The sequence below is a fragment of the Hyphomicrobium sp. ghe19 genome (assembly GCF_902712875.1).
Lineage (GTDB): Bacteria > Pseudomonadota > Alphaproteobacteria > Rhizobiales > Hyphomicrobiaceae > Hyphomicrobium_B.
On the sequence record NZ_LR743509.1, the window covers coordinates 1,439,904 to 1,453,115 of the forward strand.

Below are 13,212 nucleotides of genomic sequence, written 5' to 3' on the forward strand. Positions count from 1 at the left end.
CTTTTTTTCTTTTCTAGTTTCGCCGTTGGACCGTGGTGATTGACGGCGGCCGAATACATGCGATTTGGTGCGGAAAGTCACCGCTGAAAATAGCGGATGACCTTATCGGTCGTTTTGTTGAATGGCGGGTGCAGGATCCGCGCGAGGTTCCACTTGCTCTGCTCGAAGACGCCTTTCGCATGGCTGAGCGATTTGAAGCCCTCGATCCCGTGATACGCGCCCATGCCTGCCATTCCGATGCCGCCGAACGGCAGGTCGTCCTGAACGTAATGCATGAGGGTATCGTTGATCGTGACGTTGCCGGAGGTCGTCCGCGTCAGGACCTTTTGGCGATCGTCGCTGTTCTGGCCGAAATAATAGAGCGCCAGCGGCCGAGGCTTGCGGTTTATGTATCCGATCGCTTCGTCAAAGGTGCGGTAGGTCATGATCGGGAGAGCCGGCCCGAAGATTTCCTGCTGCATGATGGCCATGTCGTCGGTGACATTGAGCACGATGACGGGTGCAAGCTTGCGTGGATCGGCTGTGCCGTCATTCGCGACTTCAATAACCTTGGCGCCTTTTTCCTTCGCATCGTCGATCAGCTTCTGAATGCGGCTGTAATGCTTGGCGTTGACGATGGAGGTGTAATTCCGGTCGGTTGCTCCTTGCGGATAGAATTTGTGGGCGGTCGCGTCGTATGACGCCACGAAGGTGCCCACGTCCTTTTCGTGCACCAGGACGTAGTCGGGGGCGATGCAGGTTTGCCCGGCATTCGCGAGCTTTCCGTAGGCGACGCTGACGGCTGCGGCATCGATATCGGCGTCCGGGCCGATCAAGGCTGGAGATTTGCCGCCAAGCTCGAGCGTGACAGGAACTAGATTTTCCGCGGCTTCCTTCATCACCGAGCGACCGACATTGGTGCTGCCGGTGAAGACGAGATGATCGAAGGGCAAGCGCGAGAACGCGGCGCCGATCTCGGGTCCGCCGGTGACGACGGCGACCTGCTCCTCAGGGAAAATCTCGCGCAACATCGATTTGAGGAGTTCGCTGGTCGCGGGCGTCAACTCGGACGGCTTCAGAATGGCGCGATTGCCTGCCGCGATTGCCGTGGCGAGCGGCGTAAGGGCGAGCGACAGCGGATAATTCCAGGGCGAGATGATCCCGACGACGCCGAGCGGCTGATAAACGACGCGGGCTCGGCCGGGCAGGAAGTGGATTGCCACGCGGCGGCGCTCGGGACGCATCCATTTCGTCAGGTTGCGGCGGAGGTAATTGATCGTCTGAATGACCGGCGTGACTTCCATGATCCGGGTTTCGTAGGCAGACCGGTAGCCGAAGTCTTTACTGACGGCCGCTTCGAAGGCCGTTCGCCGTTTCTGCAATGCGGTCTTCAGTTTGAGCAGATCTGCCCGCCGTTGCGCGGCAGTCGGCGGCCCATCCTTGAGGAACGCGGCGCGCTGCCTGCTCAGGAAGCCTGTCAGCAGGAAGTCGTCGTCCTTGACTGAAACGTGGGCCGTCATTCAGCAACCTCCAGATGTGGACGCGGCGAAGCATTCGCGGTGACGCCGCGTGATGTTTTCCGTGTCAACACATGCCAATTCCAGCAACTTTGGTTCCTTCCGTGCGTGCAGCGCCCGAACGACCATACCATCGCGGCAATCTCAAGCGCCTACGTTGAGAAAAACGCGCAAGACGTGCTTCGAGACGGGAAGGGGTGACAATCCACCCTATGCCGCTTTCCAGCGAAGCGGCGTTGCTCGCCCATCTCCGGCCACAGGGCTATCCTCGCCTCGAAGAAGACCTCAATGCGGCGCTTGCACTGGAAAGACGTGGATCCGCGCGCAACCAGGCGATTGGTCTGCCTGAGGTCATGCGCGGGAACCCGTCGCACCGCGGAACTCACAGTCCGTTTTTGAGATCGACGGGAACCGCCCGAGCCCCGGGTCGCGAAGCTTCGTTGCGGTGTTATCGGTCATGGTTGGCATTTTGACGCGCGGCCAACAGGCGGGCGAATTCACGGCCGTTTTGGCCGGGGATCAGACCCTTACGCGAGATTTATTTCGCGTAGGGCTCAGTCGCTCAAGCCGCCATTTCGAGCGTGCCCAGCACCCACTTTTCGTATTCGTCGCTCAGATCCTGCAGCCACTGCTGGGGAAGGGCGTTGATCTTCTTGGTGGCCGCCTTGGCGCGTGCCGGAAGCGCAACGTGGATCTGCTTGTAGCCGTTTTCCATGGGGGGCGAACTGATCGTGCCGCCGATGTGGCCGATCGCGAGCGAGGCCTTCAGATAGTCGCTCGCACGCTTGGGGGCGGTGTGCAGCGGCGGCGTGAACAACACGCTATCCTGCATCGAGCGCTGGGGCTCGCAATTGCGGAGCTCGAACTGAATGGCAACGCCTGGCGTGTCATCATCGAGCGTGTCGCGTGAGACATTGACGAGCAGCACGCTGCCGGCTGCAGCCCACTGGCTCATAGGGTCCATCAGACGCGTGATGATCTCGCGTATCGCGGCGGGATCGGCGGATACGGCTAGTTGCGGCTGGTTCGCATGGATCACCACCTGTTGGCCGCCGAGTTCGCGGTTGATCTCGTCGGCACAGCCCGTCAGCATGGCGACGAGATCGACTTCGCTCGGATGGGCGTCCGCCAACAGGGGCGGCGTCGTCAGCACTTCGGAAAGTTCGATGGCGCGCTGCGTTTCCTCAACGGGAATTCGCCAGTGGTCTCTGATGCGGAGCTGCGACCATGCCTTCTGAGCCGACGGCCGCCAGGCCGTTTCGGCGATCGCATCCTTCAAATAGTGATACATCGTGAGCGGAGCGTTGTTGTAGGGCAGCAGGCCCGACAGCATCGCAAGGTCGTTCATGCGATCACGCAAAAGGGTGCGATGCAACGCGCTGAGCTTGTCGCGCAGGAGCATGTCGTATTCGTTTTTCAGCAGATAGAAGGTGATCGCCTGTTCGATTTCGGCTTCGAGCACGCGGAGGTCCCAGGGCTTCGAAATGTAGCGGAGGATCTCGCCCTTGTTGACGGCGTCGATTGCGCTATCGAGATCGGCATATGCGGTCGTCAACATGCGAATGATGTCGGGACGCTCGTTACGGATGCGGTTCAGGAGACTGACGCCGCTGCGCCCGGGCATGCGCTGGTCGGAAATCACCAGCGCGATGTTGTGGTTGCCGGAGAGAATGAGGGTTTCAGCTTCGTCCGCGCTCGTTGCGGTTAGCACGTCATATCGCGTGCCGAAGGCTTTCTTGAAATATTTGACGGCCTGCGGCTCGTCGTCGACGATCAGGATCTCGACCGGCTGATCAGTGCGAAACGACTCCATGGAAGACCTGGTTCTCTTTGTCCGACGATATCGGGAGGTTGAAACGGAACTCGGTCCACTCTCCAAGACTACTCTTAACAGTCAGTGAACCACCATGATTCGCTATTATCCGATGGCTGACTGCCAAGCCCAATCCCATGCCTTCACCCACGTCCTTCGTGGAGAAAAATGGATCAAAAATCTGGGTTTGAATTTTCGGGTCGATGCCGGTGCCGTTGTCTTTTACCGAGACAATCAGTTCGTCACCCTCAACGAATGACGTAATCGTAATTTCAGGTTTGCGCTCTTCTTCGACGGAACGGACCGCGGCGACCGCGTTGACGATGAGGTTGACGAGAACCTGAGCGATCGTCGACTGCGAGCCGACGACAAGCCCATCGGCCGCGATATTCCTCGTAATCGTTATTCCCTTCTGGATATGCGCCGTGAAACGAAGCGAGTGGTCGATTGCCGATTCGATGTGGAACGGCCGCGGGTGCTCGGGCCGATGCGGCGCGGTGAAGCCTCTGAGATCGGTTACGACGCGGTGAATGCGCTCATAGCCCGCGTGGATGTCCTTCAGCGTATCCGCGGTGTCGGGATCGGCTTGAATGGTTGGGTCGCGGGCAGCCAATTGCAGCGCCGTTCCCATAAAGTTCAGCGGGTTGCCGATTTCGTGCAACAGGCCGGCGGCCATCGTCCCAAGGGCGCTGAGACGCGCGTTTTGAACCAGGGCTGCCTCAGTTTCCCGCAATTGCTGCAGGCTTTGTTTCAGTTCCGCGTTCGTCCTGTAAAGGTCGGTTTCGAGCTTTGAAGCCCTGATCAGATTGGCTATGCGCGAGCGGACTTCCAGGCCGCTGAACGGCTTTATCAGGAAGTCGTCGGCGCCATGCTTCAGCGCGGTAATCTTGGCTTCCTCGTCGGCTCGCGCCGTCAGGATGATAATTTTGATGCCGCGCGTCTCGGCTCTTTCCTTGAGAGAGCGGCAGACCTCCAGCCCCGTGACGCCCGGCAGCATGACGTCGAGCAAAATCAGATCGGGCTTCTGTTCCTTGGCTTTATCGAGCGCGGTGATGCCGTCGGGCGCCTCGATGATGCGATAGTTCTCGCGCAGCATCGAAGCCAGATAGCGGCGCATATCCGGCTCGTCGTCGACAACGAGGAGGAGCGGGAGATCGATGCGTTCATCCTTGGCTTGGGGGTCGCTCATCTGCCCTATCGCGGAGGCCGCGTTATCGGTGATCATGATGGCGCGGGCCGATGCTTTGCGATCGAAGGTGCGCAATGGGTCGTCGGCAAGCCCGTCCGGCTTTTCTTCGGAATTGCTCATCTCTGATTGGGTAACCTGCAGGGCATGAGGAAAACGTAAAACGAATGTCGTGCCGTGGCCTGCATTGCTCGTTGCGGTGACGGTGCCGCCATGACGCGTGATCAATTCGCGGACCAGGGCGAGGCCTAAACCCAGGCCCTGATGGCGGCGGGTCGCGGAGCCGTCGACCTGATAGAAGCGATCGAAAATATGAGGAAGCTGCTCAGCCGGGATACCGATGCCGGTGTCAGAGATCGTGACCGTCACCATCTCTTCTTCGCGATGGGCGGAAATATCGATGCGACCTTCAGGCGGCGTAAACTTGATCGCGTTGGCGATGACGTTGCTGACGATCTTCTCGAGGGCGTCGGGATCGGCGTTGATCAGCAGGTCGCCGGTCGGTTCCTGTAGCTCGAGGTTCACGCCCTTCAGTGTGGCGAGATGCTTCATCGAAGCGGCCGTGTGCTTCAGGAAGTGCGCCATATCGACTGGCTTCTTCGATAGCGTGGCGCGGCCTTCCTCGAGGCGGATCAGGCTCAGAATGTCATTCACAAGACGCAGGAGCCGAAGCGCATTGTTCTCGATGACATCCAGCAATTGCTCGGCCGATGGGCCCAAGCCCGCGACGTCGATTTTCAGCCGTTCGACCGGCGCCAGAATGAGTGTCAGCGGCGTTCTCAACTCGTGGCTGACGTTGGCGAAGAACTGCGATTTCAGACGGTCGAGCGCCGACAGCTCCTGGTGCTGAGATGCGAGCTTGAACTTCAAGCGGAATTCGTTGAAGCGGCGGCGGTAATTGAAATGAACGGCGGTGACCGAAATGATGCAGGTGAGCACAAGAAAATAAAGATTGTTCATCAAGGTCTTCGTCGTGTCCGCGTCGGAGGACACCTGCAAGCACGCGATGATGTAAATTCCGAGCGTCGAGACGCACAAAAGTGCGGCTTCGAAGGGCTGCATCGGCGCCAGAACGCCGACCGCAAAGAGGATGAGGAAGAGGCCGTTGTAATAGGTCGAATTTGCTCCGTCGGTGATGCCGATCATCACCGCTATCGAGGCGACGGCGATCAGCAGGCCCGCCATCGTCAGATAGCGAACGTGAGCTGCCGTCCTGTCCCAGAAGTGCAGAGCATAAATGACCGCGATCAGGCCCGCCGCGACGAGCCGAATCGCAAGCAAGGTATTGAACTGCCCGGAATAGCTGATGCTATCGAGCGTGATCCCTGCCGGGATCAACACAATGCCGAGGATACAAGCGACTTTCGACTGCCTTAGCCGAAGCTCTTGCTCCTCAGCCTCGAAGGCGTGCCGTAAGTCGCTCTTGTCATCCATGCAGTCAAACGGGTGGTTTATCTATCTCCAGAAAGACGTTGATACCCGTCTCATCTGTATAAATCTTTAGTGGCCCAAGATCAGGCGCGAGCCGGACCATATCCGACTCGTCACGCATCACCAGATGCCACTCCATAATATGCTCCATCAAACCTTTCACAGGGTTTGACGAGTGGACATTTGTAACGATCACGCGTCCGCCTGGCTCGCACCACTGGTGGAAGAGGCGTACCAGTTTGGTGCAAACACGATCGGACAGGTAATCGAAGAGGCCGGCGCAATAGATGATGTCGTAGGTCTTGGAATTCTCCGGCAGCTCAATGGCTTGACGCAGGAGATCCTGCACCGTCTTCAGGATGTACGTGACATTGGGCGGTTCTTCGCTGCCGGCGGTCGCCACCTCGATCTGGCGTTTGGCGTAGGCGAGGGTTTCGGCATTAAAATCAAGAAGATCAAATGAGAAGCGATGGGCTTCCTTGTTCTTCGCGAGGAAGAGCTGGAGTTCCTGGACCGGACCGCAGCCGACGTTCAGGATGCGGACCTTCTTGTCCGCTGCGGCCGCGTCTTCCGCCGCTTTGTCGAGCATTTTCCCGAGCATGTAGATGCGGTTACGGTGGGCCTCGGGCGGTCCTCCGTTCAGCAACCAGTCATTAATGATCTGGCCATAGGTCGTCTTTCCACGGCGCTCCTTGCGGAACATCATGTTCACCATCTCATAGTCGCCCGCATAGCCGAGAGGCTTGGAATAGACGCGATTGAAGAAGGGCGAGGCCATCATGAGCGGCAGTAGGTCGCGCTGGGCAAGTTGCTTGTGATTTTCAACTTCGTCGACGTCGAGCTGGCGGCAGGCTTCCTCGAGTTCGAGGAAGAGCTGCGTCAGACGCGGCATCACGGGCGCTTTGATTTCTTCAAATCTGGCTGTGTCGAGGACGGTGTGGTTGGCGCCCGGCTCACCTTCGACTGCCAGGTCGACCTGGTCCAGCCAAAAGCTCAAGTCGCTCAGAAACGATCGGAGGTCGGCGACTTTCAGCTGATAGTTCGGCTGGAGTTTATTGGCCCGGTCCCATTCATCGACGAAACGGCCGACTTCGGATCCAAGTCCGGCCGGGTCCGAGATGATCGCGTCAACGGCCGACCACTGATTTACCAGCGTCGCGGAAACGACCACCAAAATGCTTGTTGTGACGATGCCGGTTACGACCGCGTCGCCTTGATAGACGAGGTTCTTGCCGCGCCTCACCTTGAGATCGCTCAGGACCTCACTCATCTGGACGGGCGAAAATGGATTGTAGATCTCGAAGACAATATTGCGTCTTGAGAGCTTACTCAGGGTACCGCGGAAAACAGTTCCCTGGCTGCTCCGGAATGAGACCGTGCGATCAATATCTCGTTCGATGCGCAAGGGGACAGCTCCATGACTGAACTACGCCGACTGTGGATAATAAAAGGTTATCACAGTGGTTCAGTTTGGCGCTGCGGTATTTAGAAAGCGTTTAGATGATTTTGAATTATCAGAGCCTTGGAGATACATCCTGGCGATTTATGCCTTCGGAAGGCACACGGTGAGGGTGGTTGTGCTCAAACTATTGTCAGTTGTGGACAGGAGTTCGCCTCCAAATGCCCATAGGGCACACCGGACCGTTCGCCACTGATTATTTTCCAATGGCGCTGGTTCGCAGTCCAAGGTCGAAACGATTCGAACCTCGTTATGTTCGGCACCGGAAACTAATTCCACTCCCGGGAAAGTGTTGGACTTCATTGAGCCGCGTAGCAAATTGGCCAGCACGAACTTCATGATTTCACGCGGGACGCGATAGGTGAAGTCTTGACCGGTGGCGAGGTTGGCGAGGGTTGTCCCAGAGGGGCAGATCACAGCCTGCTCGACGACTTCGGAAAGGGTATCGCCCATCGACGATGACTGCGCGGCGGCCGGGTCCGAGAGGCTGCGAGCAAGGTTGCCGATGGACTTTGCCAACGACTTGCAGTGCTCGACGTCCCGGCGGATTTGCATGGCGGATGCATTCATCTTTCCAAGCCTCAACCGGGATCCCCAGGATCCGAGATACGAAGTAACCGATGGCGCGGCTTCCAAAGAGTTCGGCCGGCTCAACTGAGCTATTTGGAGTGCTTCGGTATCGAGCGATTTCAGCGGCGCTTCGAGGCCGGCCGCAAGAATGGCGAGGAGCGCGATGTTAGCGCTCTCCGCATCTCCCCCCGTGGCCGGGCCGAGCACGGGTTCCGATATGGCGGCGGCCGAGCGCTCGACGTGGAGGGCATCCTGCATCGCCGTGCATAATTCGTCGAGATTCCAGGGCTTCGGCACGAAGCGATAGATCGCAGCGTCATTGATCGCGTGCTGCAGGTTATCGATGTTGGCGTAGGCGCTCGTCAGCACGCGGACGGTGGACGGCCATGATTTGCGGACTTCGCTCAGGAATGAGACGCCGCTCTCGCGCGGCATACGCTCGTCGCTCACGACAACCGAAATGTCGTTGCCGGCCTGCTCCAGGATATGCATTGCCGCTTCGGGGCTGCTCGCCGTTACGACGTTGGCATACTTTCCAACCGAGCTTTTGAAGTATTTCAGCGAGAGCGGCTCGTCGTCGACGAACAGAATGGTTTCGTTTGCTTTATGAGCCAAAGTTTCAGCCTTTAACGTCATCAAGAAAAAATCCGTCACCTGCCTCGAGCCACGCGCTAGAGAGCGCATGCGAGTCCGCTTGTCTGCCATATGACTTTTGCTCAGCAATATTTGGAATCAATCGAGCATTGGTGGAAAATTGAAGATTTGTTTGAACGCAGGATTAAAAAGTCCTAACCGAGCTTAATATAAAGAGACAAAATCGCGATTTTGCGGGGTGTGACGTTGGCGGATCGTCCGCATGCGGTTAATGCCGCTCGCCTCTGCGCGGCCGGGGGGAGAAACCCGGCCGCCGTTCGTTGAGGATGGTCGAAGCTCGATCCGAAGGGGCCGAGAGCCGACTCAGATCAAACGCTCAGGAGAAGATGCTCGCGCTCCCAAGGGCTGATGACGCGCATGAATTCCTCGAACTCGCTGCGCTTCAATGCGAGGTACACGTGGCAAAAGCGTTTGCCGAGGATGTCGTGGAGCGCGGTGTTCTCTTCGAAGTCGGTCAGCGCTTCAAGCAGGCCGCGCGGCAGCTGGTGGTCGTTTCGATAGGCGTTGCCGACGACAGCTTGGCGCGGCTCGAGTTCGTTCTTCATTCCGAGATAGCCGCAAGCGAGGCTGGCTGCGAGCGCGACATAGGGATTTGAATCGGCGCCGGCGAGGCGATTTTCCACGCGCCGCGCTGCAGTCGGTGAGATCGGCACCCGCAATCCGGCGGAGCGGTTGTCATATCCCCATTCGACGTTGATCGGCGCGGCGCCATTCGGCACGAGCCGGCGATAGGAATTGACGTAGGGTGCGATGAGGCACATCGCGGCCGGGAGGTACGCCTGCTGACCGGCGAGGAAATTGAAGAACAGCTTGCTCGGTTCGCCATTCGGCTGCGTGAAGATGTTCTTGCCCGTCTTCGCATCAACGACGCTTTGATGGACGTGCATGGCGCTGCCCGGCTGATTGGCGAGGGGCTTGGCCATGAACGTCGCGTAGCAATTCTGCGCAAATGCCGCTTCGCGAATGGTCCGCTTGAAGAGGAAGACCTGATCGGCGAGATCGACCGGATCACCGTGCAGGAGGTTGATCTCGAGCTGGGCTGCGCCGCCTTCCTGAATGATCGTATCGATCTTGAGATACTGCCGCTCGGCGAACTCGTAGATGTCGTCGACGATCTTATCGTATTCGTCGACGGCGCCGAGGCTATAGGCTTGGCGACCGGCGCCCGGGCGGCCCGAGCGGCCCATCGGCGGTTCGAGCGGATAGTCGGGATCGGGGTTGGTCTTCGTCAGATAGAATTCGAGTTCGGGCGCGACGACCGGCACCCAGCCTTCTTTCGCGTAGAGATCGACGATGCGTTTCAGAACGTTGCGAGGCGCGATCTCGACAGGGTCGCCGCTCTGCCATTGGGCGTCATGAATGACCTGGGCCGTTGGACTTGAGGCCCATGGCGCTGGCCGGATGGTCGAAAGATCCGGCACCATCATCAGATCGCTTTCGGCATAGAGTTCCTGACCGTCCTCTTCGAAGCCGACGTAGTCGCCTGTAATCGTCTGATGGAAGATCGAAATCGGGAGGTGGACCGCATCGAGTTTCACGAACTTCTCGGCGGGCATCGTCTTGCCGCGTGCAACGCCTGCAATGTCGGGAACGGCGCAGTCAATTTCTTCGATGCGGTGCTGGCGAAGCCAATCGCGAAGCGCTTCGGGTGTGGAGCCTGCGCCGAAGTCGCTATCTTCGTTCAGCATGCGTGCGGGTGGGGCAGTCATAAGGGCACCTGAGAATTTTGGTTTCTTCGTTTCCATGTGGCGCGTCTCGATTGGTAGCGTCTAGTGGAATGCTTCACGGCTCCGAAGGCCGTACGAGCCAAGCCGCCGGCCAAGCGCTGCGCATTGCTTCAGGCATCATCACACATGTCGGTGTTTGGAGTTCAGAACGCCAGCTGAGTTAAACTGGTCGGTGGTAGAACCTCAATAGGGCGGCGCAGCATAGTCCGAGTTGCCCATTTAGATAAACCATAACTCTGTTCGATCGGGCGGCACGTGCTCAAAGAACGCGCAGTTTAGTTTGCTGGTTTTTACTGGTTATGCTGGTGCCGATTGCTTCAATCTTTCTACATTGGTCCGTTGTGCTCCTCAAATAAATTGAGCACAATGTTCGATGTTTAGCAAAACGCCGATGAGAGCGGCGATTTGGGGCTGAACCGCTCTTTTCGAGCGTTCCTGGTTACGACGGGTTCTGGAGGAATTCCAATGTTGACTGTAGGAAAAGTGGTGCGTTGCGCCGCAGGCATTGTTGCGGCTGCGGTTACGCTGGCCGGTGCGGGGGCTTATGCAGCCGACCGGGTCGTCAAGGTCTACAACTGGTCGGATTATATCGACCCGGAGATCCTGACGGACTTCACGAAAGAGACAGGCATCAAGGTCGTCTACGACGTTTTCGATAGCAACGAAGTTCTGGAAACGAAGCTCTTGGCGGGCGGCAGCGGGTATGACGTCGTCGTGCCGACGGGATCGTTCCTTTCGCGTCAGATCAAAGCGGGGGTCTTCCAGAAGCTCGACAAGTCCAAGATCCCGAACTTCGCAAATGCGTGGCCCGAAGTGTACAACCGGGTTGCCCAGTATGATCCGGACAATCAGTACGCAATGAACTGGATGTGGGGCACGACCGGCGTCGGCTACAACGAAGCCAAGATCAAGGAACGCATGCCGGACGCGCCGGTCGATTCTCTCGACATCATCTTCAAACCTGAGATCGCCGCCAAGTTCAAGGATTGCGGAATTTACGTGCTCGATTCACCGGAAGACGTTCTTCCAGTGGTGCTCAACTACCTGGGCATCGATCCCAACACCACTAAGGAAGAGGACTTCAAGAAGGCCGAGGAAGTGATGATGAAGATCCGGCCGTTCATCAAGAAATTCCATTCTTCGGAATACATCAACGCGCTCGCCAACGGCGACATCTGTATGGCGCTCGGCTGGTCTGGCGATATCCTTCAGGCAGGTACACGTGCGGCCGATGCCAAGAACGGCCAGGTGGTGAAGTACCATATTCCGAAGGAAGGTACGCAGATGTGGTTCGACATGATGGCCATCCCAGCGGATGCCAAGGATGTCGAGGAGGCTCACATTTTCCTTAACTATCTCAACCGGCCGGAAGTGATGGCGAAGGCGTCGAACTTCATTCAATACGCCAACGGAAACCTTGCCTCGCAGAAGGATATCGACGAGAGTGTTCTGAAGAACCCGGCTGTCTATCCTGACCCCGAGACATTCAAGAAGCTCTACGTGAAGACCGCTTGGGACAACAAAACGCAACGGCTCGTAACCCGAATGTGGACCCGGATCACGACAGGGCAATAATCAAAAACCGCGCCAGCAAAAACCTGGCGCGGTTTTTTCTTTTTACACTCGGCATCGGCCTCGGACTGCAAACGCGAACGCTCCAGGGAAGTTGATCATGACTGTCGTAACTGCACGCGATTCACAGGCGAACACTGCCTCTTCGCAGCGTGCGGGACCTCGCACCGCCGCACCCCAGTCCGGATTTGCTCCGTGGAAGAACCCGAGTCTGCCGCCGATCGTCCGCTTCGAGGGAATAACGAAGAGGTTCGATGACTTCGTCGCCGTCAACGATGTGACGCTCGACATTTATGAGAGAGAGTTCTTCGCGTTGCTCGGGCCGTCGGGCTGCGGAAAGAGTACGCTTCTCAGAATGCTCGCCGGTTTCGAGCGACCGACGCAAGGGAAGACGATCGTCGCGGGACAAGACATTACGGACCTGCCTCCCTATCAGCGACCTGTGAACATGATGTTCCAGTCGTACGCGCTTTTTCCGCACATGACGGTCGAAGGCAACATCGGTTTCGGGCTCCGCCAGGAGGGCATGCCCAAAAACCTGATTGCCGAACGCGTCGAAGAAGCCATGGACATGCTGGAGCTTCGGCAATTCGCCAAACGCAAACCCAATCAGCTGTCGGGCGGACAGCAACAACGCGTCGCCCTCGCGCGGGCAATTGCCAAGAAGCCCCGGATCGTTCTGCTCGACGAGCCGCTCGGCGCACTCGACAAGAAGCTGCGCCAGCAGGCCCAATTCGAACTGATGCGCATTCAGGAAACCACAGGCACGACTTTCATCATCGTGACCCACGATCAGGAAGAGGCGATGACGGTCGCGAGCCGGATTGCCGTCATGGAAAAGGGTGTTCTGGTTCAGGTCGCGACGCCCGGCGAAATCTATGAGAATCCGAAGACCCGCTACATCGCAGGCTTCATCGGGGACGTGAATGTCTTTGAGGGAACCGTCTCGGCGATCGGTGACGGCTGCATCGAGATCAATGCGAAGGACGGCTATCAATTCAAAACACGAAGTTCCGAGCCGGTGTCGGTCGGTCAGCAGGTGTGCCTGGCGCTCCGGCCGGAGAAGATCCGCATCGCGCATGAGCAGCCAGCGAGCGCGGTCAACGCCATTCCCGGCAAAGTCGAGGACATCGGGTATCTCGGATCAATTTCCCATTATCATGTCCGCACCGCTCCGGGGGAACGCGTTACGGCATTGCGTGCCAACGCAGCGCATACCGTCGAGCGGTCGATCAGCTGGGAAGACAGTGTCTGGCTGGACTGGCCGATCGATGCTGGCGTGGTTCTGACGGGTTGAGGCAGAC

The 13,212-nt window shown here is 58.0% G+C and carries 8 protein-coding genes; 2 read left to right on the forward strand and 6 right to left on the reverse strand.

The window, feature by feature from the left end; genetic code table 11:
* Positions 1–77: 77 nt before the first annotated feature.
* From AACL53_RS06740 to AACL53_RS06765, 6 genes are all read right to left on the reverse strand, one after another.
* Positions 78–1,499: a coniferyl aldehyde dehydrogenase gene (locus AACL53_RS06740; RefSeq protein ID WP_339083726.1), complete on the reverse strand. Its 1,422-nt coding sequence runs from the start codon at positions 1,497–1,499 to the stop codon at positions 78–80.
* 559 nt (positions 1,500–2,058) lie between these two features.
* Positions 2,059–3,309: a response regulator gene (locus tag AACL53_RS06745; protein WP_339083727.1), complete on the reverse strand. Its 1,251-nt coding sequence runs from the start codon at positions 3,307–3,309 to the stop codon at positions 2,059–2,061.
* Positions 3,290–5,929 (reverse strand): ATP-binding protein, encoded by a 2,640-nt coding sequence (locus AACL53_RS06750; RefSeq protein WP_339083728.1) that lies wholly within the window; start codon positions 5,927–5,929, stop codon positions 3,290–3,292. The genes AACL53_RS06745 and AACL53_RS06750 overlap by 20 nt, the downstream gene beginning before the upstream one ends.
* Before the next feature lie 4 nt (positions 5,930–5,933).
* Positions 5,934–7,331 (reverse strand): class I SAM-dependent methyltransferase, encoded by a 1,398-nt coding sequence (locus AACL53_RS06755; protein ID WP_339083729.1) that lies wholly within the window; start codon positions 7,329–7,331, stop codon positions 5,934–5,936.
* A 138-nt stretch (positions 7,332–7,469) separates the two neighbouring features.
* Positions 7,470–8,591, reverse strand: a complete 1,122-nt coding sequence (locus tag AACL53_RS06760; protein WP_339083730.1) for a response regulator — start codon at positions 8,589–8,591, stop codon at positions 7,470–7,472.
* A gap of 326 nt (positions 8,592–8,917) precedes the next feature.
* Positions 8,918–10,318, reverse strand: a complete 1,401-nt coding sequence (locus tag AACL53_RS06765) for a glutamine synthetase family protein (protein ID WP_339086900.1) — start codon at positions 10,316–10,318, stop codon at positions 8,918–8,920.
* Between the two features lie 483 nt (positions 10,319–10,801).
* Here AACL53_RS06765 and AACL53_RS06770 point away from each other — a divergent pair, with 483 nt between their 5' ends.
* Together AACL53_RS06770 and AACL53_RS06775 are read left to right on the forward strand one after the other, a co-directional pair.
* On the forward strand, positions 10,802–11,911 hold the full coding sequence (locus AACL53_RS06770) for a polyamine ABC transporter substrate-binding protein (RefSeq protein WP_339083731.1): 1,110 nt from the start codon (positions 10,802–10,804) through the stop codon (positions 11,909–11,911).
* A 97-nt stretch (positions 11,912–12,008) separates the two neighbouring features.
* Complete coding sequence (locus AACL53_RS06775) at positions 12,009–13,205, forward strand: ABC transporter ATP-binding protein (protein ID WP_339083732.1); 1,197 nt, start codon at positions 12,009–12,011, stop codon at positions 13,203–13,205.
* The last annotated feature ends 7 nt before the right edge of the window (positions 13,206–13,212 follow it).